General features: G+C 70.4%; 28 protein-coding genes. 10 read left to right on the top strand and 18 right to left on the bottom strand.

All coding sequences use genetic code 11. The features are described 5' to 3' along the window. Positions 1-135: 135 nt before the first annotated feature. Complete coding sequence (locus tag Vse01_RS10510; RefSeq protein ID WP_093406322.1) at positions 136-918, bottom strand: DcrB/PsbP domain-containing protein; 783 nt, start codon at positions 916-918, stop codon at positions 136-138. Positions 919-1113: 195 nt separating this feature from the next. Beyond that, entirely contained in the window at positions 1114-1689 is a 576-nt protein-coding gene (locus tag Vse01_RS10505) for a DUF4245 domain-containing protein (protein WP_093406319.1), read from the bottom strand. A 144-nt stretch (positions 1690-1833) separates the two neighbouring features. Between Vse01_RS10505 and glpX the strand changes: the two genes are divergently transcribed. Continuing rightward, positions 1834-2865 (top strand): class II fructose-bisphosphatase, encoded by a 1032-nt coding sequence (glpX, locus tag Vse01_RS10500; RefSeq protein ID WP_093406317.1) that lies wholly within the window; start codon positions 1834-1836, stop codon positions 2863-2865. Then, on the top strand, positions 2862-3890 hold the full coding sequence (locus Vse01_RS10495; RefSeq protein ID WP_373870663.1) for a DMT family transporter: 1029 nt from the start codon (positions 2862-2864) through the stop codon (positions 3888-3890). The genes glpX and Vse01_RS10495 overlap by 4 nt, the downstream gene beginning before the upstream one ends. Here the strand turns inward: Vse01_RS10495 and Vse01_RS10490 are convergent. From Vse01_RS10490 to Vse01_RS10470, 5 genes are all read right to left on the bottom strand, one after another. Next, on the bottom strand, positions 3820-4473 hold the full coding sequence (locus Vse01_RS10490; RefSeq protein WP_093406314.1) for a rhomboid family intramembrane serine protease: 654 nt from the start codon (positions 4471-4473) through the stop codon (positions 3820-3822). The two genes, Vse01_RS10495 and Vse01_RS10490, sit on opposite strands and share 71 nt — an antisense overlap. A gap of 102 nt (positions 4474-4575) precedes the next feature. After that, a complete protein-coding gene (locus Vse01_RS10485; protein WP_093406312.1) occupies positions 4576-5250 on the bottom strand; it encodes an aggregation-promoting factor C-terminal-like domain-containing protein in 675 nt (224 codons plus the stop codon). A 286-nt stretch (positions 5251-5536) separates the two neighbouring features. Further along, a complete protein-coding gene (gene phoH2 / locus Vse01_RS10480) occupies positions 5537-6952 on the bottom strand; it encodes an RNA 5'-3' helicase PhoH2 (RefSeq protein WP_093406309.1) in 1416 nt (471 codons plus the stop codon). Between the two features lie 381 nt (positions 6953-7333). Further along, a complete protein-coding gene (locus Vse01_RS10475; protein ID WP_093406307.1) occupies positions 7334-7762 on the bottom strand; it encodes a hypothetical protein in 429 nt (142 codons plus the stop codon). 28 nt (positions 7763-7790) lie between these two features. Continuing rightward, positions 7791-8135, bottom strand: a complete 345-nt coding sequence (locus Vse01_RS10470) for a hypothetical protein (RefSeq protein WP_093406661.1) — start codon at positions 8133-8135, stop codon at positions 7791-7793. A 264-nt stretch (positions 8136-8399) separates the two neighbouring features. On the opposite strand from Vse01_RS10470, the gene Vse01_RS10465 reads away from it, so the two are divergent. The 3 genes from Vse01_RS10465 to otsB all read left to right on the top strand — a co-directional run bounded on the left by Vse01_RS10465 (position 8400) and on the right by otsB (position 10258). After that, positions 8400-8840 carry a helix-turn-helix domain-containing protein gene (locus Vse01_RS10465; RefSeq protein WP_093406659.1) on the top strand — a complete coding sequence of 147 codons (441 nt, stop codon included), beginning with the start codon at positions 8400-8402 and terminating at the stop codon, positions 8838-8840. Between the two features lie 160 nt (positions 8841-9000). After that, complete coding sequence (locus Vse01_RS10460; protein ID WP_093406304.1) at positions 9001-9354, top strand: hypothetical protein; 354 nt, start codon at positions 9001-9003, stop codon at positions 9352-9354. A gap of 79 nt (positions 9355-9433) precedes the next feature. Further along, positions 9434-10258 carry a trehalose-phosphatase gene (gene otsB, locus Vse01_RS10455; RefSeq protein ID WP_093406302.1) on the top strand — a complete coding sequence of 275 codons (825 nt, stop codon included), beginning with the start codon at positions 9434-9436 and terminating at the stop codon, positions 10256-10258. Between the two features lie 21 nt (positions 10259-10279). On the opposite strand, the gene Vse01_RS10450 is transcribed toward otsB, so the two are convergent. The 4 genes from Vse01_RS10450 to Vse01_RS10435 form a co-directional block, all read right to left on the bottom strand. After that, positions 10280-11050: an isoprenyl transferase gene (locus tag Vse01_RS10450; RefSeq protein WP_093406300.1), complete on the bottom strand. Its 771-nt coding sequence runs from the start codon at positions 11048-11050 to the stop codon at positions 10280-10282. A 31-nt stretch (positions 11051-11081) separates the two neighbouring features. Further along, positions 11082-12224 (bottom strand): NAD(P)/FAD-dependent oxidoreductase, encoded by a 1143-nt coding sequence (locus Vse01_RS10445; protein WP_507762948.1) that lies wholly within the window; start codon positions 12222-12224, stop codon positions 11082-11084. Positions 12225-12576: 352 nt separating this feature from the next. Next, the gene (locus Vse01_RS10440) at positions 12577-13425 is read right to left on the bottom strand and encodes a hypothetical protein (RefSeq protein WP_093406297.1); all 849 of its coding nucleotides are present in this window, start codon (positions 13423-13425) and stop codon (positions 12577-12579) included. A 31-nt stretch (positions 13426-13456) separates the two neighbouring features. Continuing rightward, a complete protein-coding gene (locus Vse01_RS10435; RefSeq protein ID WP_093406294.1) occupies positions 13457-15307 on the bottom strand; it encodes a phosphoenolpyruvate carboxykinase (GTP) in 1851 nt (616 codons plus the stop codon). 417 nt (positions 15308-15724) lie between these two features. Here Vse01_RS10435 and Vse01_RS10430 point away from each other — a divergent pair, with 417 nt between their 5' ends. Beyond that, a complete protein-coding gene (locus Vse01_RS10430; RefSeq protein ID WP_093406654.1) occupies positions 15725-16252 on the top strand; it encodes a GtrA family protein in 528 nt (175 codons plus the stop codon). Between the two features lie 63 nt (positions 16253-16315). Then, positions 16316-17032, top strand: coding sequence for a GtrA family protein (locus Vse01_RS10425; protein ID WP_093406292.1), 717 nt, complete (start codon positions 16316-16318; stop codon positions 17030-17032). A gap of 38 nt (positions 17033-17070) precedes the next feature. Here Vse01_RS10425 and Vse01_RS10420 read toward each other — a convergent pair whose 3' ends face one another. Both Vse01_RS10420 and Vse01_RS10415 read right to left on the bottom strand, forming a co-directional pair. Next, positions 17071-17628, bottom strand: coding sequence for a PH domain-containing protein (locus Vse01_RS10420; RefSeq protein ID WP_093406289.1), 558 nt, complete (start codon positions 17626-17628; stop codon positions 17071-17073). A gap of 112 nt (positions 17629-17740) precedes the next feature. After that, positions 17741-18616, bottom strand: a complete 876-nt coding sequence (locus tag Vse01_RS10415) for a biotin--[acetyl-CoA-carboxylase] ligase (RefSeq protein ID WP_093406286.1) — start codon at positions 18614-18616, stop codon at positions 17741-17743. A gap of 75 nt (positions 18617-18691) precedes the next feature. On the opposite strand from Vse01_RS10415, the gene Vse01_RS10410 reads away from it, so the two are divergent. Continuing rightward, positions 18692-20275, top strand: a complete 1584-nt coding sequence (locus Vse01_RS10410; protein WP_093406283.1) for an acyl-CoA carboxylase subunit beta — start codon at positions 18692-18694, stop codon at positions 20273-20275. A gap of 50 nt (positions 20276-20325) precedes the next feature. Here Vse01_RS10410 and Vse01_RS10405 read toward each other — a convergent pair whose 3' ends face one another. The 3 genes from Vse01_RS10405 to Vse01_RS10395 all read right to left on the bottom strand — a co-directional run bounded on the left by Vse01_RS10405 (position 20326) and on the right by Vse01_RS10395 (position 22506). Then, the gene (locus Vse01_RS10405; RefSeq protein WP_093406281.1) at positions 20326-21177 is read right to left on the bottom strand and encodes a hypothetical protein; all 852 of its coding nucleotides are present in this window, start codon (positions 21175-21177) and stop codon (positions 20326-20328) included. Beyond that, the gene (locus Vse01_RS10400) at positions 21170-21670 is read right to left on the bottom strand and encodes a SigE family RNA polymerase sigma factor (RefSeq protein ID WP_093406651.1); all 501 of its coding nucleotides are present in this window, start codon (positions 21668-21670) and stop codon (positions 21170-21172) included. The genes Vse01_RS10405 and Vse01_RS10400 overlap by 8 nt, the downstream gene beginning before the upstream one ends. Positions 21671-21765: 95 nt before the next feature. Next, positions 21766-22506, bottom strand: a complete 741-nt coding sequence (locus tag Vse01_RS10395; protein ID WP_093406278.1) for a M50 family metallopeptidase — start codon at positions 22504-22506, stop codon at positions 21766-21768. Between the two features lie 132 nt (positions 22507-22638). Here Vse01_RS10395 and Vse01_RS10390 point away from each other — a divergent pair, with 132 nt between their 5' ends. After that, positions 22639-23190: a Uma2 family endonuclease gene (locus tag Vse01_RS10390; RefSeq protein ID WP_232511302.1), complete on the top strand. Its 552-nt coding sequence runs from the start codon at positions 22639-22641 to the stop codon at positions 23188-23190. A gap of 118 nt (positions 23191-23308) precedes the next feature. Next, a complete protein-coding gene (locus Vse01_RS10385; protein ID WP_093406276.1) occupies positions 23309-24058 on the top strand; it encodes a GH25 family lysozyme in 750 nt (249 codons plus the stop codon). Between the two features lie 111 nt (positions 24059-24169). Here the strand turns inward: Vse01_RS10385 and Vse01_RS10380 are convergent, their stop codons facing one another. Then, positions 24170-24406, bottom strand: coding sequence for a hypothetical protein (locus tag Vse01_RS10380; protein WP_093406273.1), 237 nt, complete (start codon positions 24404-24406; stop codon positions 24170-24172). A 64-nt stretch (positions 24407-24470) separates the two neighbouring features. Then, the coding region (locus tag Vse01_RS10375; RefSeq protein ID WP_507762947.1) for a serine/threonine kinase C-terminal domain-containing protein at positions 24471-25390 on the bottom strand (920 nt) is incomplete at its 5' end.

Below are 25390 nucleotides of genomic sequence, written 5' to 3'. Positions count from 1 at the left end.
CCGACCAGATCCCCCGGACCATCGTCGCCGGTCCGACCGGCCGTCCGGCGCGGGCCACCCGCAGCCCGGTGGAACGGCCAGCCGGAACGCGAACGGGGGCGGGCTCAGCCCACCCCCGCAGCAGTGCCGCTCGACCTACTTGAACATCTCGTAGGTCTGCTCGCTCGCCTCGATGACCTGGTCCGCCGGCGGCTTCTGCACGGCGGTCGCCGCACCGTAGTCGGCGTAGGTGACCTTGATGTCCTGGGCCTTGGTCTCGCCCGCCGCCGGGACGGACATGACCAGCTCGCTCAGCCGGCCCTCGGCGTCCAGCTTCGCGGTGAACGGGATCGCCTTGGCCTGGTCGCCAAGCGCCTTGAGCATGTCCTCGTCGGCCGCCACCGAGTCCTTCACTGAGGTGAGGTCGAAGGTGCCGCTGTAGGTGCCCTCGCCGGTCTTCTGCACCTCGGCGAGACCCTCGAACATGCCGGCGGCGTCGGCCGGGTCGGTGCCCTCCTTGAAGATGTCGAGGTTCTTCGCGTCCTTGGCCTTGGCGGCGTCGAGGTGCTGGTACTTGTCCTTGATCGCCTCCATCCCCGGGACGCCGGCGAACAGGTCACCCAGGTCGACCTTCACCCAGGTGTCCGGCTGGATCTGGATCAGGTCGAAATCCATGGTGAAGTCTTCGTCGCCCATGGTCATCGTCATCTGAGCGCTGTTGCTGGGCTTGTGGAACGTGCCCTTGCCGGTCATCGAGTCAGCCGCGATGGTGAAGGTGAAGTTGCCCTCGGCCAGCCCCTTGGTGGAGGCGACAAGCGCCGCCTTCGGGTCGGCCGGGATGCCCGACTCGGTCGAGGAGCCCGCGGCAGGCGAGTCACTGCTGGAGTTGTTGCAGGCAGCGAGCCCGGGAACGAGCAGCGTGGCGGCGATGAGGCCCACGCTCCACCGTCGAATGTTCACAGATCGTCTCTCTTCAAGCAGGAAAACCCGACCGACAGCAGCCGGTCAGGCATCGAACCCGGGGAGCGTAACGGATCGCACCGACATGCAGGGGGCACTTGATGCGACGCCATGCCCGCGCCGTCGGCCGGCACGCACCGGCGTCGCCGGCACCCCCGACCGGATCGAGGGCGTTCAGTCCACGGCGGTGGCGAGCGCCCGCAGTTCGTTGTCCCGGGCGTCGCCGACGACGATCACCGTACGCTCCGGCTGGAGCAGCACCAACGCCTGCTCGTTACCGCGTGCCGTGTACCGCTGCCAGGTGCCGGACCCGAGATCGGTCCGCCCCTGTGGCCGACCCGCGTCAGTCAGCTCGGCCGGCAGCAGCCGGTCCGGCGGCACGTTGCTCTGCACCAGTTGCAGGCCCCGCCCCTCCGGGGTGACATATCCCACCCGGAGGATCGCCCCGTCCTCGGCCGTGCGGTAGGTGGCGCGTACGGCCCGCCACCCGTCACCCAGCTCGGCCGGTTCGCTCACCGGAAACGCGCCGGCCGATTTCGCCTGTTCGAAGGCGGGTGCCGGATCGACCGTGTTCGGTTCGTCCCCGCCGAGGAAGCCCCGGTAGAAGGCGAGTAGCAGGGCGATCGGGATCAGCAGCACCAGCAGTGAGATGGCCATGTCCCGGGGCGACCGCTCGGACCTTGCGGCGGCGGCGGGCGGCGGCACGGGCTCGTCGGCGGGTGCGCGGTCATCAGGCTGTGCAGGCTCCACCTCGCCATTGTCTCAGCAGCCCGACCGGCGGTATCCGTGCCATCACCGCCCCGCCCCGGCTGCGCGTCCGCCATCGTGTGAGGATCAGGAACGAAGCCGGCAGCGCCGGCCCGCCCCGCACCGCCGCGAGGAGGAGCCGTTTTCATGACGACCATCAGGACGCGAATTCCACAGAATCTCGACCGCAACCTCGCCCTCGATCTGGTCAGGGTCACCGAGGCGGCGGCGATGGCCGCCGGCCGGTGGGTCGGCCGGGGCGACAAGGAGGGTGGCGACGGCGCCGCCGTCGACGCGATGCGCAAGTTGATCAACTCGATCCCGATGAAGGGGATCGTGGTGATCGGCGAGGGCGAGAAGGACAACGCCCCGATGCTGTTCAACGGCGAGGAGGTCGGCGACGGCGACGGCCCCGAGGTGGACGTCGCGGTGGACCCGATCGACGGCACCACCCTGATGAGCAAGGGGATGCCGAACGCGCTCGCGGTGCTGGCGGTGGCCGAACGGGGCGCGATGTTCGACCCGAGCGCGGTCTTCTACATGGAGAAGCTCGCCGTCGGCCCCGCCTACGCCGACGTGGTGGACATCGAGGCCGGCACGGTCGAAAATCTGCGTCGCATCGCGAAGGCCAAGGGCACAAGCGTCTCCGAGGTCACGGTCTGCGTGCTCGACCGTTCCCGGCACGACGGCCTGGTCGACGAGATCCGCCGCGCCGGGGCCGGCATCCGCTTCATCTCCGACGGCGACATCGCCGGTGCGATCGCCGCCGCACGCGGCGAGTCGGACGTCGACGTGCTGATGGGCATCGGCGGCACCCCGGAGGGCATCACCGCCGCCTGCGCCCTGAAGTGCATGGGCGGGATGATGCAGGCCAAGCTCTGGCCACGGGACGACGCCGAGCGTGAGAAGGCGGTCGCGGCCGGCCACGACCTGGACCGGGTGCTCACCACCGACGACCTGGTGACCGGCGACAACTGCTTCTTCGTGGCGACCGGCATCACCTCCGGGGACCTGCTGCGCGGCGTGCGGTACCGGGCCGGCGGGGCGTACACCCAGTCGATCGTGATGCGCTCCAAGAGCGGCACCATCCGGGTGATCGACTCGTACCACCGGTTGGAAAAGCTGGCGCTGTACTCGGCGGTGGACTTCGACGGCCGGCCACTGGACGAACAGGCTTGAGTGCCCCCACGGCGACCCGGCCGGCGGTGTCGGCGGGTCGCCGGTTCGGCGCGGTGGCGCTGGCCACCCTCGCCGGGGTCGCCGTGGCGACGCAGTCGCGAATCAACGGCGAGTTGGGCGTACGCCTCGGCGACGGGGTGACCGCCGCGGTCATCTCGTTCGGTTCGGGCCTGCTACTGCTGTTGGTGTTGGTTCCGGCCACGGGCGCCGGGCGACGCGGGTTGACGACACTGCGTACCGCCCTCGGTCGGGGGACGCTTCGGCCGTGGCAGTGCCTCGGCGGTGCCTGCGGCGCATTCCTGGTGTTCACCCAGGGCGCCACCGTCGGCACCCTGGGAGTCGCGGTGTTCACGGTGGCGGTCGTGGCCGGCCAGTCCGCCAGCAGCCTGCTCGTCGACCGGGCGGGGATCGGCCCGAGCGGCCGGCAACCGGTGACCGGCGCCCGGCTGGCCGGTGCGGCGCTGACCGTGGTCGCGGTGCTGCTGGCGGTCAGCGACCGGTTCCGCGAGCCGGCAACTCTCGGGCTGGCCGTGCTGCCGCTGCTGGCCGGGGTGGCGGTGGCCTGGCAGCAGGCGGTGAACGGATGGGTCCGGGTGGTCAGCGAGAGCACGCTTACCGCCACGCTCGTCAACTTCGCCGCCGGTACGGCGGTGCTGCTGGTCGCGTTCGTCGTCAGCCTCGCGCTGCGGGGTCTGCCTCCGGGCGGGCTGCCCGCCGATCCCTGGCTCTACCTCGGTGGGCCGATCGGTGTCACGTTCATCGCGGTGGCCGCTGCGGTGGTCCGCCTCACCGGTGTGTTGCTGCTCGGCCTGGCCACCGTCGCCGGTCAGGTGGTCGGTGCGGTGCTGCTGGACGTGCTGATGCCCTCCGCCGCCTCGCATCCCGACCCGACCACCCTGCTCGGTGCCGTGCTGACCCTGGTCGCCGTGGCGGTAGCCGCGCTCGGTGGACGGGTCAGGGCATGGTCATCGGCGACTCGGAGCGGTACGGCCCGTCGAGGTCAGACCGACGACGACGGAAGATGATCGCCGCCACGATGCCGCCGAGCAGCCCGAACAGGTGCCCCTGCCAGGAGATCCGCTCGTCGGTGGGCAGCACGCCGACCAGTTGGCCGCCGTAGAGCAGCCCGACCAGCAGGAACACGGCGAAGTTCCACCAGCTCCGCTCGAAGATGCCCCGGGTGAGCAGGATGCCGAGGTACCCGAAGATAACCCCGCTGGCACCGACCACGATCGTGCTGGACGAGCCGGTGAACCACACGCCGAGCCCGCTTACCAGGACGATCACCAGGGTGGACCAGAGGAAGCGCCGAGCACCCGCCGCCAGCACGAACGTGCCGAGGAGGATCAACGGGATGCTGTTGCTGTAGAGGTGGTCGAAGCCGTGGTGCAGGAACGGCGAGAAGAAGATGCCGTCCAGCCCGTCGATGCGCTGCGGGATGATCCCGGCGGCGGCGTCGAACCCGGCACCGAGCCAGACGTCGAGGCCCTCGATCAGGAAGAGCACCGGAACCACCGCGCACATGGCGACGAACGCCCGGCCGATGGACGCGTAGAAGGCCACGGTGCCGAAGCGGTGGGCATCGCCGTTTCCTGGGAGCAGGGTCACCTGTCAACAGCTATCAGCAAACGTCGGTGGCCGCCACTTTTCCCGACCCGAGACACACGGCGGCGGGGTGCGGTAACCCGCCCCCGCCGCCCGTGGTGCAGCTCAGTAGTAACCCTTGGCCTGCGAGTGGTTCCAGGCTGCGCAGGGTGTGCTGTAGCGGCCCTTGATGTAGCCGAGCCCCCACTTGATCTGGGTGACCGGGTTGGTCTCCCAGTCGTCGCCGACCGAGGACATCTTGTTCCCCGGGTACGCCTGCGGGATGCCGTACGCCCCGGAGGACGGGTTGCGGGCCTTGTGGTTCCAGCCGCTCTCCTTGTTCCAGAGCTTGTCCAGACAGGGGAACTGGTCGATCTTGAAACCCGCATCCATCATGAGCGCGCAGCCGACCTTCCGGTTGCCGCTGTATTCCTCGCAGGACTCGGGGATCGGGCCGTCGTACGGCTTCGCGGCGCGGGCCGCGGCCTCCTTGGCGGCCTTCTCCGCGGCCTTCCGGCGGGCCGCCTCCTCGGCCTTGCGCGCCTTTTCGGCGGCGGCCTTGGCCTGCTTCCGCACCTCGCTGGCCTGCTGTCGGGCGGTGCGGACCTGACGGGAGACCGTCTCTTTCTGCCGGTACTCGACGTTGACGTCGATTTCGCTGACGCTGCCGGCCACCTGAGCGCCGGGGCCTGAGCGCTGGGACTGGCGGTCCTCACTGAGGTAGAAACCGCCGGCCACGCCCACCGAGAGCAGCGCGACGGCTGCGGTGCGGGCGGCGAACCGGCTCCACGGCCGACTCACGAAGTGATCCCTTCGTCGGGTTCAGGGACGCGGCGTGCCGCGACCGCGAGCGGTCTTGGCGCGCCACGGGCGCCCGTGGCCGGCGTGCCGGCCAACGTGGACGCACCGCGTCGCCTCCCGGCGTCGCCCGCTCCGGTGTCGGAGTGACGAACGATCACCAACGATGCGTCGGGTGCGTGGGCGCCCGTGGGAAACCATCGCGCACAGTGAGGCCGATGGGAAACCGCCAACCCCAATTGTGACGTGCGTCACGCAAAAAATCAACGCAAAGCACTTAAAACGGTCGTCAGGTCGGGACGTCCTCCAACAGGTCCGTCACCATCGCGGCGATCGGCGACCGCTCCGAGCGGCTGAGCGTCACGTGTGCGAAAAGCTGATGGCCCTTCAACGCCTCGATCACCGCGGTGACCCCGTCGTGCCGCCCGACCCGCAGATTGTCCCGCTGAGCGACGTCGTGGGTGAGTACCACCCGGGAGCCCTGGCCGATCCGGGAGAGCACGGTCAGCAGCACGCCGCGCTCCAACGACTGCGCCTCGTCGACGATGACGAAGGCGTCGTGCAGACTGCGGCCCCGGATGTGGGTCAGCGGCAGCACCTCGAGCAGACCGCGCGAGGTGACCTCCTCCAGCACGTTCTCGTGCACCACCGCGCCGAGGGTGTCGAAGACCGCCTGCGCCCAGGGCGACATCTTCTCCGACTCCGAACCGGGTAGATAGCCCAGCTCCTGCCCGCCGACGGCGTACAGCGGGCGGAAGACGATCACCTTCTTGTGCCGGCGACGCTCCATCACCGCCTCCAGCCCCGCACACAGCGCCAGGGCGGACTTGCCGGTGCCGGCCCGACCGCCGAGCGAGACGATGCCGATCGACTCGTCGAGCAGGAGATCCAGCGCGACCCGTTGCTCGGCCGAGCGCCCGTGCACGCCGAACGCCTCCCGGTCGCCCCGGACCAGCCGCACGGTCTTGTCCGGCAGCACCCGGCCGAGCGCCGAGCCACGGGACGAGTGCAGCACCAGTCCGGTGTGGCAGGGCAGGCCGGCCGCCGCGTCCACGTCGATGACCTCTCCCGCGTAGAGCCGGGCGATCTCGTCCTCGGCGAGATCCAGCTCGGCCATCCCGGTCCAGGTCGGGTCGCTGGCCTGGCCGTGCCGGTACTCGTCGGCGCGCAGCCCCACGGAGGCGGCCTTGACCCGCAACGGCATGTCCTTGCTGACCAGGGTCACCTCCCGCCCTTCGGCGGCGAGGTTCAGCGCGACGGAGAGGATCCGAGCGTCGTTGGACTCGTTGCGGAAGCCCGGCGGCAGCACCCCGTCATCGGTGTGGTTCAGCTCCACGCGCAGCGTGCCGCCGACATCGTTGGCGGGTACCGGCCGGTCGAGCCGACCGTGGCGTACCCGCAGCTCGTCCAGCATGCGCAGCGACTGGCGGGCGAACCAGCCCAGTTCCGGGTGTTGCCGCTTGCCCTCCAGCTCGGAGATCACCACCAGCGGAAGCACCACCTCGTGCTCGGCGAAGCGGTGGAACGCCGCCGGGTCGCTGAGCAGTACCGAGGTGTCCAGAACGAAGGACTGGCCCGCTGGTCGGGGCTCCCTGGGGTCGGCCGGACCGGCGGCCGCCGTACGGCGGCTCCGGGTGCTGCGGCGGGTCGTGGTAGTCGCGGCCGGGCCCTGGTCGGCACCGGCGGTCGTACGGCGAGTCGTCACAGGCCTGCTCCGGCGGATGGGCACCCGGCCACCCGCGGTCCGCCTCCTCCGGATGCCCGGCTGACACGGGGTCGGATGCGGGCCCCGTGCGCGAGGTCGCAGGCCGGGCGGGCCGGCTGGCTCGGGACAACCCCGCGCCATGCCTAGACGCTAGCTCCCCGCACCCGTCCCGGCTAGAGGTCGTTCATGAACGGCCGCTGGCAGGGGGCACGAGGTCAGCTAGCCGCCAGGGCCCAGAACATGAACCGGCCGGGATGCATGCCCCCTGCGCGCATCCCGGCCGGTGGGACCACCGCCACCGGTCTGACGTGGCCCCGGCGGCGCCACCCCACGAGGGGTACGCACCGCGCCTGTGGACGGGCCCGGAGCCCGTCGACCGGTTCAGCCGGTCCGTCGGACGAGGGTGCCGGTCGGGTGCCGCCCGGTGACCGAGGCGGCCGGCTCCGCGAAGGACGACCCGGTGTACGTGGTGCCCGGGCGAGCCGTGGCGGCCTTCTCGATCTCCCCCGGTGGCCCCTCGGCGCGCAGTGCCGGAGGGGGTGCGCACGCGCCACGTGGCGGCAGTGGGTTCACGGTTGCCGAGACCCGAGCGGGAGACGACGAGGGTGACGTGACGGCGAGGGCGGAAGCGATGGCCGCCTGAGCCTCCCGACGACGTCGGTTCCACGCCCCACGGTCCCCGTCGAAGTAGCCCTGCCGGTAGCCGAAGCGGTAACCGATCCGGTAACTGAGCTGCCCGTGCAGCCGCCCTGCCGCGTAGCTCGTGGCGGCGAGTATGAGCACCAGAAATATCGCCAGGAATGGGCTCATCCGGCGGCTCCGGTGTGCCGCGCGGCCCTCATCGTTCCTCCGGTTCGACAGTGGTGGGGTCGGCGACCAGCAGCCGGTCGAGGTCGTCGGTGCCGATCTCCTCCACCAGTTCCACACTGATCCGGCAGCCGTCCATGACCACCTCGGCCATGGAGGAGCGGCGGATCTCGCCGCCGGCGTCGTAGACCCGGACACTCAGTTCCGGGCAGCCGAGATGGGTCCGCCAGGCGTTCCACTCGGCCCGGTCGCCGACGCTGAGCGACAGGTAGCGGCAGCCGCGGGCGAGGTAGAGGCGCCACGGCGCGCTCAGCCCGGCGGCGACCCCCTCGGCCACCAGGCTGAACGCCTGAGCACGGGTTGCGAGTTCGGTCACCGCGTCCACCTCGCACCGGGCGCGTGACGCAGGTGAGCACTGATCGTCTCATGCACGTGACACACCGTAGGTTGTCCCATGAACGTGACAGTATCAGCTTTTCGTTCGTTTGCCTCCACACCTACGTACATCTATCCTGCCCAGGTGACACCCCTCAGAAAGAGTGCCGGACCCCCTTCCGGCCGCACGCCAAAGCCGTCACGCAAGCGTGACAGACGCGTGGCAGGCACCGTCACCCAGACTCAACGGTCGTACGGTCACGAGGTGACCGAGACGGCCAACGCGCGGAAGATCGCCTTCGCCACCTTCGTCCGGCGCGCCCTCGACGAGGCCCGGGCGACCCGTGCGTGGAGCGGCACCGAGGTCTCCCGGCGTACCGGCGTCTCCCGGCAGACCATCAACCGATGGGTACGTGGCGACTGGGCCAGCGACCCGGAAGCCGAGCGGGTGGTGGCCTTCTGCGAGGGCCTCGGGCTGGACCCGGCGGTGGCCTTCGCGGCGCTGGGCTGGGACCGGACCGCCTCCCGCCGAACCGCACCGGCACCACCACCGATGGACCCCGACGTCGAGGCCCTGCTGCGCCGCCTGGTCGACCCCGACGTCTCGGACGCGGAGAAGTTCCACATCCGAGAAACCATTCGTTACCTCGCATATCGCCCGACGTTGCCGCTCAATGTCCGAAAACGAGGCGACGCCGCCAGCTAGTTCCTCAGATGGCGAAAGAACGCCAGGTCAGCCTCATTCGTTTCGCTACGGGGCGGGATCGGGCGCGCTAGCGTCCGTGTTTGTACTGCTTGGGCTCGTCGTCGGCGGGGGGACGGGACAAGGCCGAACCCAGCCCTGCGGGACAGAAAGGGGTCTCTCCATGACCCTGAAATGGTTGGCTGTCGTGGTCGCGACGGTCTCGGTGACGCTGTGCATCACCGGCAACGCAGTGACCCTGACCCTGAACGGCGGGCAGCTTCCGCTGCTCGTCAACCTCTTCGCGCTCGCCACCGCGGGCACCGCGATCGTCCTGGCCGTCGTCGCCGAACTGCACGACCGGCTCAACGACCGGCTCACCGCGCTCACCGAGTTCCTGGTGGAGCGGCTGCGGGAGATCGAGGCGAACACCGGCGACCGGAACTCCGGCTTCGTGGAGGGCTACCTGCTGAGCCACGGTCAGGAGGCGGCGGTGGTGCCGTTCGGACGCCGGGGACGTGGGGCCGCCGAACGCTGAATCACGCTGAATCACACCTGTCGCCCACACCGGATTCACGTCAGGAATGACCGGTCGAACCCGGGGTACGCTGTCGCGCGTGCCGCCGTTGAATCTGGGCAACCAGCAGCCGAAGACCCCGCTGAACGCCGACCAGGCCTGGCGGGCAACCGCCGACCGGGCGGCCGAGACCGTCCTCTTCTTCGACTTCGACGGCACCCTCGCGCCGGTCGCCGACGATCCGACACAGGTACAGCCCGCGCCGAAGGTGCTGGCCGCCATCGAGACACTGGCCCCGATCGTGCGGCGCATCGCGATCGTCTCGGCCCGGCCGGTGGAGTTCCTGCGCGAACATTTCGGCGGGCTCACCGGGGTCGACCTGTACGGCCTCTACGGCCTGGAACACAGCCACTCCGGCGGCGCCACGGTCACCGAGCCGGCCGCGCTGCCGTGGGTGCCCACCATGGCCGAACTCGCCGAACGTGGCCGCGCCGAACTGCCACCCGGCACCCTCGTGGAGTACAAGCGGCTGTCGGTGGCCCTGCACTGGCGTACCGCACCGCAACTCGCCGCCACCGTCGAGCAGTGGGGCCGGGATCAGGCCGAGCACCTCGGCCTGCGGGTACAGGTCGGGCGGATGGTCCTGGAGATCAAGCCGCCGGTCGACCGGGACAAGGGCATGGTGATCGACGAACTGGTGCAGGGGGTACGCGGGGCCTGGTACTTCGGCGACGACGTCTCCGACATCAAGGCCTTCGCCGCGCTCCGGGCCCGGGCCGCCGGCGACCCGGATTTCCTCGGTGTCTGCGTCGCCGTCGCCAACCCGGAGACCGGCGACGAGGTCGCCGAGGCCGCCGACCTCACCATCGACTCCCCCGCCGCCCTGGGCGACTTCCTCACCGAGGCCACCCACCGTCTCGCCTGAGCGGTCGGTTCGCTCCGGCTTTCAAACCCCGTAGCGACGCTGACGGGTGGCGTACGAACGCAGTGCGCGGAGGAAGTCGACGCGGCGGAAATCGGGCCAGTTCAACTCGCAGAAGTAGAACTCCGAGTGCGCCGACTGCCAGAGCATGAAGCCGGAGAGGCGCTGCTCGCCGCTGGTCCGGATGATCAGATCCGGATCCGGCAGGCCCCGGGTGTACAGGTGCTCGGAGATGTCGTCCACGTCGAGCGACCCGGCGAGCTCCTCAAGCGTGCCGCCGTTCGCCGCGTGCTCCAACAGCAGGGAGCGCACCGCGTCGGCGATCTCCCGCCGCCCGCCGTACCCGACAGCGATGTTGACCTGGGCGCTGCCGGCGCGTTCCCGGGTCCGCTCCTCGGCGGCCTTGAGCGCCGTCGCCAGGCGCGTCGGCAGCACGTCGAGCGCGCCGACCATCCGCAGCCGCCAGGGATTACCCTCCTCGGCCAGCTCGGTGGTGAGGTCCTCGATGATCTGGAGCAGTGGATCCAGCTCCGCCGCCGGGCGTGAGAGATTGTCGGTGGAGAGCAGCCACAGGGTCACGTGCCCCACGCCTGCGGCGTCACACCAACGCAGCAGCTCCTTTATCCGCTCGGCACCCATCCGGTGCCCGTCGTTCGGATCGACGAAGCCCATCTCCCGGGCCCATCTGCGGTTGCCGTCACACATCACGCCCACGTGGCGGGGCACCGGCCGACCCGCGAGCTTGGCCGTGAGCCGCCGCTCGTAAACGGAGTAGAGAAGTTTCCGCAGACTCATCACCTAGCAGGGTAGCGAGCCGCCGTACGGATCAGTGTGCCGGTGGCCGATGCCGCACCGACAGGCCGAGGGCGATCAGGCCGAGCGTCCGCCCGTCCAGCAGACCATCGCCCAGTCCCAGCTCGGTCACCCTGCCGAAAACGCGTCCGTCACGACCGGCCGCCCGCACCGCCGCGTCCACCACCCACCGACGCCGGGCCAGCCAGGCCGCCGTCGAGCTGTGCCGAAGGTGCGTGCCGAGCCGGCGACGCAGCGCGGTCGCGTACCGTCGTGCCGCGTGCTCCGGTGGCCCGACCGCGGCGTACCCGGCCAGCGCGCCGGAGCGCAACGCGTAGAAGATCCCTTCGCCGGTGAGCGGGTTGATCAGCGAGAACGCGTCGCCGGCGAGCATCACCCGGCCCCGCCCCGGCACCGGCCGAAAGGTGGAGAGCGGCAGATGATGGGCGCGCAGCGAGCTGACCGCCCCCGGATCCGTGCCCGGCAACAGCGCGGCCAGTCGGTCGAGCAGGTGCGCGCGGGTCAGCGACTCGCCCCGCAGGACCTCCCCGTACCCGACGTTCGCGCGGCCGTCCCCGATCGGGAACGACCAGGCGTACGCCGGCCAACGGGCCGCCGAGGTGACGATGAGCTGCGCGGGTGGGCCGGGCGGCGCGGGCGCGTACCCCCGGATGGCCAACGCCAGGTGACGGTCCGGATTGCTCGGCTCACCGAGCGCATGACGGACGATGGACCCGGCGCCGTCGGCGCCCACCACCACCCCGGCGGAGATCTCCCCGTCCAGCACCACCCGGTCGGCACGCACCTCGACCCGGCGCACCGCCCGCCGGCCCAGCGGCACGCCGTCCCGGACCGCCGCCGCCACCAGCCGCGCGTCGAACACCTGCCGCGGCACCGTGTACGCGGGCCTGGGCAACGCCCGCGCCACGGCACCGCCGTCCGGCGCCACCAGCCGCAGCGCCGGCACCGGCGCAAAGTCGGCCACCGCGTCACGCACGCCCAGTTCGGCGAGTACGTCCAACGCGTGCGCGGCGATCCCGTCACCGCAGGCCTTGTCCCGGGGAAACTCGGCCCGGTCCAACAGCAACACCTCGGCACCCGCCCGTCGGGCCGCCAACGCGGCAGCCGCCCCCGCCGGCCCCGCCCCGACCACCACCACGTCGAACTCGTCCCGCACGGCCCCTCCTTCCGCATCACCCACCACCCGCACCCCCACCGCCCTGGTGGGACGACCTCACCCGTCCGCCACCCCCACACCCGGGGACACGGCGAGGCCGCAGTGGCCACCACGTACCCGCCCCGCCGCACACCGGCCACGCTTGCTCTGCTTCACCCAACGCACTGCGATCGTCGCGGATCCTGTGCGCCAGGTGAAGCAGAGCAAGCAGGTGGGCCGGGCCGGCAGGGCCTGACGCGCCTGACGCGTTCAAGATCCGGGCAACTTCCCTGTTGCTGCTGCTTCGGGCCCGGCTGAGGCAGCAGTAACCCTGAAGTTGCCCGGATCTTGGGGCGCGGGGGGCGGGGAGGGATCAGGTGGGGGTGGGGTGGGTGGCGCGGCGGATGCCGTAGACGGTGAGCATGGCGGCGACGATCAGGGGTGCACCGTCGCGGATCAGGCCGTCGAGGCCGAGCAGCCACCAGCACAACGGAAGGTCCACGGCGAGCACGGCGACGGTGACCACGATGAGCAGGGTGCCCGCCCAACTCCGGCCGCGGAGGAGGAACGCCGTGCAGAACAGCACCAGATAGCTGGTCGCGATGCCGGCCCCCAGCCAGAGCAGCACGGCGGGCACGGCGAGCAGTTGGCCGTCGAGGATCGCGGCGGTGGCGACCAGGGCCGGCACCAGCATCAGCGGGCTGTAGGTGAAGGCCGCTACCCGGGCGGTCAGCAGCCAGGCGCTCGCCTCCGGGCGGCGCGGTGGGGTTTCCCGCCAGGAGATGCCGGAGCGGTCGATCACCAGCCGGGAGCGCTGCCGCACCAGGTGCCCGGCGAGCGCCGGCGACCGGTACAGCAGCCAGACAACTGTCGCGCAGAGCGCGGTGAGCAGGGCGAAGCCGAGCAGGCCGGGCAGCGGCGGTACGCCCTGGCGGGGCACGATCAGCCGACCGAGCGCGAAGACCGTGGTGACGGCGAGGATCAGGCCGAACGGGCGGGCCACCGTCCGGCCGCGCCGGACGTGCCCGATGAGCAGCAGGAAGCCGAACGAGCGCAGCATCGCCCAGCCGGTGCGTACGGCGAGTCCGAAGCCCTGCTCCGGGGCGTACCACCAGTTGAGCACCTCGACCACGACGGTGGCCGCGGCCGTCACCGCCAACAGTGCGGTCAGCGCCCGGACGGCGGACGGCCGCCGGACCTCGGTCTCGGCGGCCGTCCTCATGGGATCCGATGATGCCCGGATCCGTCGTCGATCACACCCCCTGCTGCGGCTGCTCCGCATCGAGTCGAGCCCGCAGGGCGTCCAGCTCGGCCCAGAGGACACCGGGCAGCTTGTCGCCGAACTTCTCGAACCACTCGGTGACCAGCGGCAGCTCGTTGCGCCACTCGTCCGGGTCCACCTTCAGCGCGATCCGGACGTCCTCCGGCGTCATGTCCAGCCCCTCGACGTCCAGGGAGTCCAGGGTCGGCACCATGCCGATCGGGGTCTCCACGGCGTCCGCCCGGCCCTCGATCCGCTCGACGATCCACTTGAGCACCCGCGAGTTCTCGCCGAAGCCCGGCCAGAGGAAGCCGCCCTCCGGATCCTTGCGGAACCAGTTGACGTAGTAGACCTTGGGCAGCTTCGACTCGTCGCCGTCGGCACCCTTACCCATCTCGATCCAGTGCCGGAAGTAGTCGCCACCGTGGTAGCCGATGAAGGGCAGCATCGCCATCGGGTCGCGACGGACCACACCGACCGCACCGGAGGCGGCGGCCGTGGTCTCCGAGGAGAGTGTGGCGCCCATGTAGACGCCGTGCACCCAGTCGCGGGCCTCGGTGACCAGCGGTACGGTGTCGCGCCGCCGGCCACCGAACAGGATCGCGTCGATCGGTACGCCGTTGGGGTCGTAGTAGTCCTCGGCCAGGATCGGGCACTGGGTGATCGGGGTGCAGAAGCGGCTGTTCGCGTGCGAGGAGAGGTTCTCGCTCTCCGGCGTCCAGTCGTTGCCCTTCCAGTCGATCAGGTGGGCCGGCGGTTCGCCCATGCCCTCCCACCAGATGTCACCGTCGTCGGTGAGGGCGACGTTTGTGAAGATGGAGTTGCCCCGGTCCAACGTACGCATGGCGTTGGCGTTGGTCTTCCAGTCGGTGCCCGGGGCGACGCCGAACAGGCCGTACTCCGGGTTGACCGCGTAGAGCCGCCCGTCCGGGCCGAACCGCATCCAGGCTATGTCGTCGCCGATCGTCTCGACCTTCCAGCCGGGGATGGTCGGCTCCAGCATGGCCAGGTTGGTCTTGCCGCAGGCCGACGGGAAGGCACCGGCGATGTGGTAGACCTTCCCCTCCGGCGAGGTGATCTTCAGGATCAGCATGTGCTCGGCGAGCCAGCCCTCGTCGCGTCCCATCACGCTGGCGATCCGCAGCGAGTAGCACTTCTTGCCGAGCAGCGAGTTGCCGCCGTACCCGGAGCCGTAGGACCAGATCTCGCGGGTCTCCGGGAAGTGGGAGATGTACTTGGTGTCGTTGCACGGCCAGGCCACGTCCTGCTGTCCGGGGGCCAGCGGCGCGCCGATCGAGTGCAGGGCGTGCACGAAGTCGGCGTCGTCACCCATGGCCTGAAGGACGGAGGCGCCCATCCGAGTCATGATCCGCATCGAGGCGACCACGTACGGGCTGTCGGTGATCTCGACGCCGAACATCGGGTTCTCGGCCTCGACCGGGCCCATGCAGAACGGGATGACGTACATCGTCCGGCCGCGCATCGAGCCGCGGTAGAGCTCCGTCATGGTCCGCTTCATCTCGGCCGGCGCCATCCAGTTGTTGGTGGGCCCGGCGTCCGCTTCGTCCACGGAACAGATGAAGGTGCGCTCCTCGACCCGGGCGACGTCCGTCGGGTCGGTACGCGCGTAGAAGGAGTTGGGCTTCTTCTCGGGGTTCAGTCGGATGAGCGTGCCGGCTTCGACAAGTTCGTCGGTGAGGCGACGCCATTCCTGGTCGGACCCGTCCACCCAGACGACCTGGTCAGGGGTGGTCAGTTCAGCGACCTCACGGACCCAGGCGAGAAGTTTCGGGTGGGACGTAGGGGCCTGATCGATACCCCGAACGGTAGCCGGAGCAACCATGACACATCTCCTTGTGGTCGACGCTGACCGGTCTATGGAGTGCACGAGTCTCGGCGGCGCGATGCGCGTCGCCTTCGTGGAAACCTGGGATTGGCCTCAGCGTAAACCGAGGGACCTCTCCAGTCAGTGGGACTGGTTGTGAAGAACTGCACAAGGTGCGGTCACGCTGCGGCATCACGAGCCTTTACCCGCTTTCACGCGCAGTTTCACGCAAATCCTTCGGTGGACCTCCTGCTGACGGCACCCACACCGGCGATTTCCAACCGGGAGCACCGAAGCGATTAACAACACCCGATTGCACCGATCCGGTTACGCTCCGTTCGTGCCCGTCCGCGCCGCAGCGCCGGTGCACCCTGACGCCCGTTGCTACCCGCTCCCGAGGCCGCCAACCGGTAGGCTCGCACGGTGGCCGCCACGATGACCGGGGAGCCAGGCTCCCGGCAGACCCGTCCGGGTCTGGTTCACTCCCTGATCGACCGTTTTGGTCACCTCGTCCGGGAGATGAGCAAGTTCGCGACCGTCGGCGGGGTCGCCTTCCTCATCGACTTCGCCCTGTTCAACTACCTGATCGGCCCACAGGGCGTGGAGCAGATCACCGCCAAGACGATCGCGACGGTCATCGCCGCGACCTTCGCCTTCCTGGGGAACCGGTTCTGGACCTGGCGGCACCGCAAGCGCTCCCACCCGGCCCGGGAGTACGCCCTGTTCTTCTTCTTCAACGCGGTGGGGCTGGGCATCGCGGTGGCCTGCCTCGCCATCAGCCACTACGGGCTCGGCAGCATCTGGCCGTCGGTCTTCCAGACCCGGCTGGCCGACAACATCGCCAGCTTCATCGTTGGCACCGGGTTCGGCACGCTGTTCCGATTCTGGTCGTACCGACGGTTCGTCTTCGTCGAAGCGGGAACGCCACCCGTCGCGGAAGCGAACCAGGACCGCCGGGCGTGACCTGCCGCCCACTCGTTCGGTCGGAGCCAGCCGACCCCGACTCACTGTCTTAAGGTGTTGCGCATGCCTCTCGTCCGTCTGCTGCCTGAGCGCTGGCAGAAGTTCATCCACGAGGCACTCAAATTCGGCCTGGTCGGTGGCATCAACACGGTCATCAATTACGCCGTGTTCAACGCACTCGCACTGACGGTTTTCGTCGACGGTCAACTGAAGGCGACAGTCGTCGCCACGATCGTTGCCACGATCACGTCGTATCTGATGAATCGGCACTGGACGTACCGTGATCGTCCGAAATCTGCCATGCAGCGGGAATACGCCCTGTTTTTCCTTTTCAACGGCGCCGGCCTGCTGATCGAACTCGGCGTGCTCGCCGCCGCCAAGTACGGGCTGGGCGTCACCGGGTTGCTCGCGCTGAACATCGCGAAGACCGGTGGCGTGGTGCTGGCGACGCTGTTCCGCTTCTGGTCGTACCGGACGTTCGTCTTCCAGCCCGCCGCCCCGGTCGAGGCCACGCAACGGTGGCACGGCCTGCCCCGCGACGAGTGGGACACGATGGCCGGAATGGACCCGGTAGCCGAACTCGCCGAGTCGGTGACGGAACTGGAGGAGGAGCAGCCGCCCGCAGCCCGGCCCGGCGTGACCCCTCGTCCGCTCCAGCCGAGGCCCGCGTCGCTGCCCGAGGAGACCCGACTGACCGCGGAGTTGGACGCCGAGCTGGAGGCCGAGTTGGCTGCCCAGTTGCAGCCCGCCCCGGCCCCCCGCCGTCCTCGCCGCCGCTGACCGGTCGCCCGTACGGGCAGGCCGATCGGGCCCGGCGGTTACGCTCCGGCGCTCTTGTCCCGCTCGCCGAGAATCTCGCGTAGTTCACCGTCGCCGAGCGAGTGCCGGTCGTGGAACGCTTCCACCAGTTCGTAGAGCTTCGTCTGGACCCGGTCGACCTTGGGCACGTCGTGCAGCACGGACTGCCCGCGCTCGCCGGCCGACTCGATGGTGAGGGTGCCGTAGCCCAGCACCCGCCCGGCGAACTGCTGGCTCATCGAGTGGTCGTTGACCCGGCTCAGCGGGATGTCCCGCCGCTCCCGGGAGAACACGCCGTGCTGAAGCACGACCCGCTCGTTCGTGAAGAGGTAGTGCGTGGTGCGCCAGGAGACGTACGGCCACACCGCCAGCACCAGCACGGCCAGCAGGGCCAGCCCGCCGATCACCGCGAGCGTCACGGAACCGCCCCCGCCCGAGGGGAGGAACAGCACGCCGACCACCACTGCGGCGACGGCGAGCACCAGCACCGCCACCGGCCGGAGAAGCGCCTTCCAGTGCGGGTGCAGGTGCAGCACGACGTGCTCATCCTCGCTGAGCACGTCTTCGGGGAACGCCACGGAAACCTCCTCGCAGGAACGGACGCGCAGACCGTAACCCCCCACCCCCACCGCCCCACATCCGCCACGCGGCTCGATACCCCCAACCCCCGCGCGGGGTGTGGGGCGGTGGTCAGCGGAGGTGGTGGAGGTCGGCGGCGGCCAGGGGGCGCTGGCCGGTGGGGGTGGTGAGGAGGAGTTGGCCGTCGGGGTCGACGCCGCTGGCGGTGCCGGTGAGGGTGGTGCCGTCGGGGAGCAGGGCGCGGACCTCGCGGCCGATGGTGCCGCATGCCGCCAGGTACGCCTCCCGCAGACCGCTGGCGACCGCGTCCCCGCCGGCGTCACGCCATCGGGCGTACCAATCGGCGACCGAGCGCAGCAGGGCCCGCAGCAGCGGATCCCGGTCGGTGGCGGCCGCGCCGGCCAGTTGCAGCGACGTGGCCGGCAGACCACTCGGAAGCTCCGGCAGTTCGTCGGCACGCAACGTCACGTTCAGCCCGATACCGACAACGACCGCAGGGGGGTCGCTCAGCCCCGGCCCGGGCACCCCCTCGGCGAGGATCCCGGCGCACTTGGCACCCCCGACGAGCAGGTCGTTCGGCCACTTCAGAGTGGCATCCAGCTCGGCCAGCAGCGCCACCGCCTCGACCAGCGCCACCCCGGCCAGCAAGGGCAGCCAGCCGTACCCTGCCGGTGGCGCCGGCGACCAGCCACGGACCGGCACAGCCTCGCCGGGCCGCAGCAGCACGCTGGTGGCGATGCCGGCGCGCGGCGGCGACTGCCAGACCCGCCCGCGTCTGCCCCGTCCGGCGGTCTGCCGCTCGGCCACCACGACCAGGCCCTCCGGTTCCCCGGCTCGCGCCGCCTCGGCGACGTCGGCGTTTGTGGAGCCGGTCTCCGTCCGCAGCTCCAGCCGGGACCACGGACCGTACGGCGCGACAAGCGCCCGACGCAGCCGGGCCGCCGACAGCGGCGGGCGGTCCAGATCGGTGTACGGAGAACCCGGCACGCCACCAGCCTACGGGTAGCCCGGTGAGGCGAAGTGCACAGCAGCGGTGACCTGAACCATCGTTATATTCCCAGGGTGACTACCGAGACCGGGACCAACATCCACAGCACCGCGGGCAAGCTGGCGGACCTGGCACGACGGGTCGACGAGGCGGTGCACGCCGGGTCGACCCGGGCCGTGGAGAAGCAGCATTCGCGCGGCAAGAAGACCGCCCGGGAGCGCATCGAGATGCTGCTCGACGAGGGGTCGTTCGTCGAGCTGGACGAGTTCGCCCGGCACCGGTCCACAAACTTCGGGCTGGATCGGACCCGCCCGTACGGCGACGGCGTGATCACCGGGTACGGCACCGTCGACGGCCGGCAGGTCTGCGTCTTCGCCCAGGACTTCACGGTCTTCGGCGGCTCCCTCGGCGAGGTCTTCGGCGAGAAGATGGTCAAGGTGATGGACCTGGCCATGAAGATCGGCTGCCCGGTCATCGGCATCAACGACTCCGGCGGCGCCCGGATCCAGGAGGGCGTGGCCTCACTCGGCCTCTACGGCGAGATCTTCTTCCGCAACGTCCGGGCCAGCGGCGTCATCCCGCAGATCTCGCTCATCATGGGCCCGTGCGCCGGTGGCGCGGTCTACTCCCCCGCGGTCACCGACTTCACCGTGATGGTCGACCAGACCTCGCACATGTTCATCACCGGACCGGACGTCATCAAGACCGTCACCGGCGAGGACGTCGGCATGGAGGAGCTGGGTGGCGCCCGCACCCACAACAGCCGCAGCGGCAACGCGCACTACCTCGCCACCGACGAGGCCGACGCGATCGACTACGTCAAGGCGCTGCTGTCCCACCTGCCCTCGAACAACCTGGACGAGCCACCGGTCTTCGACGCACCGGCCGACCTGGAGATCAGCGACGCGGACCGGGAACTGGACACGCTCATCCCCGACTCGGCCAACCAGCCGTACGACATGCACCGGGTGATCGAGCACGTGCTCGACGACGGGGAGTTCCTGGAGGTCCAGCCGCTCTACGCGCAGAACATGGTGGTCGGCTTCGGTCGGGTCGAGGGCCGGCCGGTGGGCGTGGTGGCCAACCAGCCGATGCACTTCGCCGGCACCCTGGACATCGCGGCCAGCGAGAAGGCGGCCCGATTCGTCCGCACCTGCGACGCCTTCAACATTCCGGTGCTCACCTTCGTGGACGTGCCCGGGTTCCTGCCCGGCACCGGCCAGGAGTGGGACGGCATCATCCGCCGGGGCGCCAAGCTCATCTACGCGTACGCCGAGGCCACCGTCCCGAAGGTCACCGTCATCACCCGCAAGGCGTACGGCGGGGCGTACGACGTGATGGGCTCCAAGCACCTGGGGGCCGATCTCAACTTCGCCTGGCCGACCGCCCAGATCGCGGTGATGGGCGCGCAGGGCGCGGTGAACATCCTCTACCGGCAGGAGTTGGCCGCCGCCGAGGATCCGGCCGCGGTCCGCGCCGAGCGGATCGCCGAGTACGAGGACACCCTCGCCAACCCGTACGTGGCCGCCGAGCGCGGCTACGTCGACGCGGTGATCCCGCCGCACGAGACCCGTGCCCAGATAGTCCGGGCGCTGCGGGTGCTGCGGACCAAGCGGGAGACCCTCCCGCCCAAGAAGCACGGCAACATTCCGCTGTAGTCGCCGCTGATCGGCCCCTCCCCGCCTGCCAGCGCGTCGGTAGGGGCCGGTCAGCACGGCGGGTTGGCGGCGACGCAGAGACGGTCGGCTGCCACGGCAGCCAGCCGGCGCAGCTCTCGTTCCGTACCGTCCCGGCCCAGGCCCAGCACCGTGACCAGGTCGCCGACCCGCACCACCGCGGTCCGTTCAAGCTGGCCCGGATCCCGGCTCTCGCCGGTCTCCAGATTCCGTACCTCCGTGATGCTGTGCTGGATCACCATCGCCTGATCGCCGACGAAGTCGCGGGCGGTCACCTCCCACCGATGGTCGGCCTCGGCCGCAACGACCTGATCGTCCCAGAGCACGTCTCCTATGGACCGCCAGCTCGCGCACGGGGCGAGCAACGCATCGATCCGGGCGAAGATGCGGTCGGCTACCTGCGGAGCGAGCCGGTAGACGGCCTGACTGAACACCTCGTCGGCCGGGAGATGCTCGGTAGGTGCCCGCAGCAGTGTCTGTGAGCGCGAGTAGCGCGACGGTTCCCAGTCGGCGCTCAGACCCTGCTGCTGATGACAGGCGAGCAGCACGTAATCGATCTGCACCGGTTCGTCCAGGCCGGACTGCCCGAGCGGAGGGCCGGTCTCGACGGGGAGGTCGCCCGGTTGCACCATGGCCTGCCGGGGGATCTCGGCGGACGGGACCGAGGTGGTCGGCGCGGCCAGCTGGGCCACCGGTGGTGGTCCGGCGAGATTCTTCGTGACGACGACGGAGACGGCGGCCACCATCAGCACGGCGACGGCCGATCCCACCGCCGCACGCCTGCGGCGACGGGTGCCCTGCTCACGCAGCTCCGCCGGCTCAGCCCAACGGACATCCCGCAGGTCCTGGTGCATCCGCTCAAGGAACCGCATCTCGTCAGGCACCGGGAGCCTCCTCAAGATCAGAGACGGCGAGCAGCCCGGCGAGCGCGGCACGCCCGCGGGACAGTCGGGCCTTGACCGTGCCGACGGGGGCCGCGGTCTGCCGCGCCACCTCCGCGACCGGCAGTCCGGCGAGGTAGTACAGCGCGATCGCGACGCGCTGTTCCTCGGGGAGCTGGCGCAGGGCGGCGACCACCTCGACGGTGTCGGTGGTCGGTTCCGGCACGCTGTCGACCGCGCCGTGTCGCAGGTAGGCCCGGGCCCGGCTGCGCAGACTGCGCCAGCGGCTGACCGCGATCCGGGCCGCCACCACGCGTACCCACGCCTCCGGGTCGTCGTAGCTGCCCACGCTGGACCAGCGCTGCCAGGCCCGGATGAACGCCTCCTGCACGGCGTCCTGCGCCTCGGTGAGGTCACCGGTCAGCACGTAGACGTACCCGAGCAACCGCTGCCGGCTGCCCCGGTAGAACTCGTCGAAGCCCTCGACGTCCGCCACCCGCACCTCCCCGTACCTGACAGAGCACACGCACCGGAGGGTGGGGCAGGTTGCCGCCCGGCCGACGAAATCAGGTGAGGCCGGCCTCGGCGAGATCAGGTGAGGCCGGCCTCGGCGAGCAGCGGGCCGGCCAGCATCAGGCCGCCGGCCGCCAGCACGGCGAGGTTGACCAGACCGAAGAGGACCACCCAGAAGAACGCCGGCAGCGGGGTGATCCCGGCCAACTGGTCGGCGTCGGAGGCCGGCATGCCGCGCCGCGCGCGCAACCGCTGCAACTCCACCACCGGGCGTACGCCGCCGAGCAGCAGGAACCACACCCCGGTCCACGCGAAGGCGGCCTGCACCTGCGGGCTGGCGTACCAGGAGACGGCGAGCACCGCGCCCCCGACGATCACCAGAGTCAACGCGCCGTAGAGGTTGCGGATCATCACCAGCATGGCCAGCAGCAGGACCACCGCGATCCACAGCAGCAGGGTGATCCGGTTGCCGGCGAGCAGCCATGCCCCACCCAGGCCCACCAGGGGCGGGGCCAGGTATCCGGCGAGCAGGGTGAGCACCATGCCGGGGCCGGTGGGACGACCGGCGGAGAGGGTCAGGCCGGAGGTGTCCGAGTGCAGCCGGATGCCCTGCAGCTTGCGTCCGGTGAGTACGGCGACAAGCGCGTGACCGCCCTCGTGGGCGATGGTGATCGCGTTGCGGGCGATCCGCCACGGCAACCGGGTGACCACGACGAGCAGCGCGACCAGCCCGGTGAGCACCACCAGCAGCGGAGGCGGATCGGGCTGCGCGCCGAGCAGGCGGTCCCAGAACTCGGTCATGCCCTCGATCGACACCATGAGGCGGGAGCCTACCGCCCACGTTCCGCCGTCGGCGCCGAGCCGGGTGAGCGTTCCGGTGTCGGTCCCGGGCCGACCGGTCGTATCGTGTGAGACTGACCGGGTGGCGATCGGAGCGGGAGGTGAACGCCGGTGAGCGCGGCCCCCCTGGAACCCCACGTCGGCCTCTGGACGGAGGCCGAATACCTCGCCATGGGCGAAACCCGTGACCGGATCGAATTGCTCGACGGGAGCCTGATCGTGAGCCCTGCCCCGAGCCTGAGGCATCAGAGAGTGGCCCGGAGGCTGGCGAACAGTATCGAGGCCGCCGCAGAAAGCAGCGGCCTCCTGGTATACGACGCGATCAACGTTCGGCTGGGCGACGACCGCATCGTCATCCCCGACCTCGTGGTGACCGATGCCGATGATGAGGGAACCGTGCTTGACGCGGACCGGATCTTCCTCGTCGGAGAGATCGTGTCGCCGGGTAACGCCGCCGCTGACCGGGTGCTCAAGATGCAGCTCTACGCGATCGCCCGGATTCCCTGGTACCTGCTGGTCGAGCAGGACGGCGACACCCAGTCGCTGCGGCTGTACCGGCTCGACGACGGGCACTACGTCGAGGAACGGGTGGCCAAGGCCGGCGAGACGCTCACCCTCACCGACCCGTTCCGCTGGCAGGTGGATCCGGCCACCCTGCGCTGATGACCAGGTGGGTCGCCACCACAACCCGTACATCGAAAGTTGTCTTGATCCCTCTTGCCCTGACCGACGATCGCCTTCAAAGATGTCTGTCTATCGACAGTCGTCTCAGGAGGACGCCATGGGTCGGACCAGATCGCTGCGTCGGCTGACCGCCGCCGCAGTCGCCGTACTCGCCACCGCTGCCGCCGGGCTCGTCGCCACCGCGACCCCGGCCGCCGCCGCCACCGTGCCGGGCATCGACGTCTCGCGCTACCAGGGCACCATCAACTGGACGAGCGTCCGCAACTCCGGCATCCAGTTCGCCTTCATCAAGGCCACCGAGGGTACGAGCTACCGGGACCCGAACTTCAACACCAACTACGTGAACGCGTACTACGCGGGTGTGATCCGCGGCGCGTACCACTTCGCCCGGCCCAACATCTCCTCCGGCGCGGTCCAAGCGAACTTCCTGGCCTCCAACGGCGGCGCCTGGTCCGCCGACAGCCGCACCCTGCCCGCCGCGCTGGACCTGGAGGCGAACCCGTACAGCGGCGGCTACTGCTACGGCCTGAGCGCCACCGGCATGCGCAACTGGGTGCAGGACTTCCTCAACACCTACCGATCCCGCACCGGCCGGTACGCGGTCATCTACACCACCACCAGCTTCTGGAACCAGTGCACCGGTTCCTGGAGCGGGCCGTGGAACAACCACCCGCTGTGGGTGGCCCGCTGGTCGTCCTCCGTCGGCGCGCTGCCGGCCGGCGCGCCGTTCTGGAGCTTCTGGCAGTACACCGACTCCGGCAGCGTCCCCGGCATCAGCGGCGGCGTCGACCGCAACTACTGGAACGGCGACCGCAGCCGGCTGATCGCCCTGGCCAACAACACCTGACGTACGCCGCGACGGCGGGCCGACGTCCTTCGCTCGGAGCGGACGTCAGCCTGCCGTCGCGCCGTCCACGACCCGCTGCCGTCGCCGCACTGCGCGGCTTCGGCTTGTAGCTCAGGCCCGCCGTCGGGCGGCCAGCGCGACCGGCACGGTCATCCCGGACCGGCGGGACACGCAGCCCCGACGGGTGAGGTGCCAGCCGGCGAATGCGGCCCCGGCGAGCGTCACCAGGCTCAACAGGGTCGCCAGCACCGCGACTCCGACGGTGGCGACGAGCAGTACGACGTTGCCCAGCACCACGGCCGTCCACAGTGCCAGCCGGGGCCGGGCGTCCCTTCCTCGGTAACCCATCTCGGGCCTCCCTTCCGTCGTCGGAGATCAGATACCCCGGACGTCGGAGGGCCATGCCTGTCGATCAGTCCTGACGGTCCGGCACGAACTCGCGGAAGATCATCTCGAAGTTCTCCAACTGCTCGTCCCAGTCGCGGTCCGCGACCTCCCAGCGCAGCGCGAAGCCCCGGTTGCTGGCGGGGACAAAGGCCCGGTTACGGACCCGGATCCGGGTGTCGTCGCGGGTTTCCCGCCAATCCCAGTCGGCGCAGGTCCGCCACTTGCAGTCGAACGAGGAGATGTCGATGTACTCGTAGTTGCGGACCAGGTTCTTCCGGTTCGGCTCCTGCGATCGCCAGTCGGCTTCGGCGTCCCGCTTCGGCGTGTCGGTGCGGTCGATGAGCAGTTCCCGTACCCCGTCCGGCTCCCGGTAGATAACCGAAGTGCCGCTGGTGCTGCGTCGCCAGCCGTCGGGTACCGGCACCTTGAAGCCCACCGGGTCGGTCCGCAGCGCCCACCCCTCCGGCAGGCCACCGGCCGATTCCGAGGCGCTGGGCGAGGCCGACGGGCTGGACGACGCCGACGGGCTGGCCGGCGGGTCGCTCGGCTGCGGGGCGGCCGGTTCCGAGCTGGCTGGCGGCGGTGCGCTGCTGGTGCCGTTCGCGGCCGGCGGAGTCCCGCCGTCCTCGTCGCCACCGTTGAGCAGCGGAATCGCCACCACCACGCCGAGTAGCAGCAGCGCGACCACGGCACCGACGAGCACCGCACGCCGGGTCCGCTCCGAACGGAACTGCCCGGCCTTGAAGACGTTTCCCCGAGTCGGGGCCGGGCTCACCGGTGCCGCCGACATGACCGAGGTCGGCTGCGACGGACGCCGCGTACCCTCGACCGCCGGCCGGTCCGCCCGCGCGGCCCCGCCACCGGCCGTACCGGCCTCCGTCGCGGTAGGCGTCGCTGCGGCGGGCTCGCCCGCCGTGCCGGTGCTCTCCGTGGCGTCGGTGTTCG

Origin of the sequence: Micromonospora sediminimaris, assembly GCF_016863575.1 — a bacterium.
Lineage (GTDB): Bacteria > Actinomycetota > Actinomycetes > Mycobacteriales > Micromonosporaceae > Micromonospora > Micromonospora sediminimaris.
This window is presented reverse-complemented; position numbering and strand designations above follow the sequence as displayed.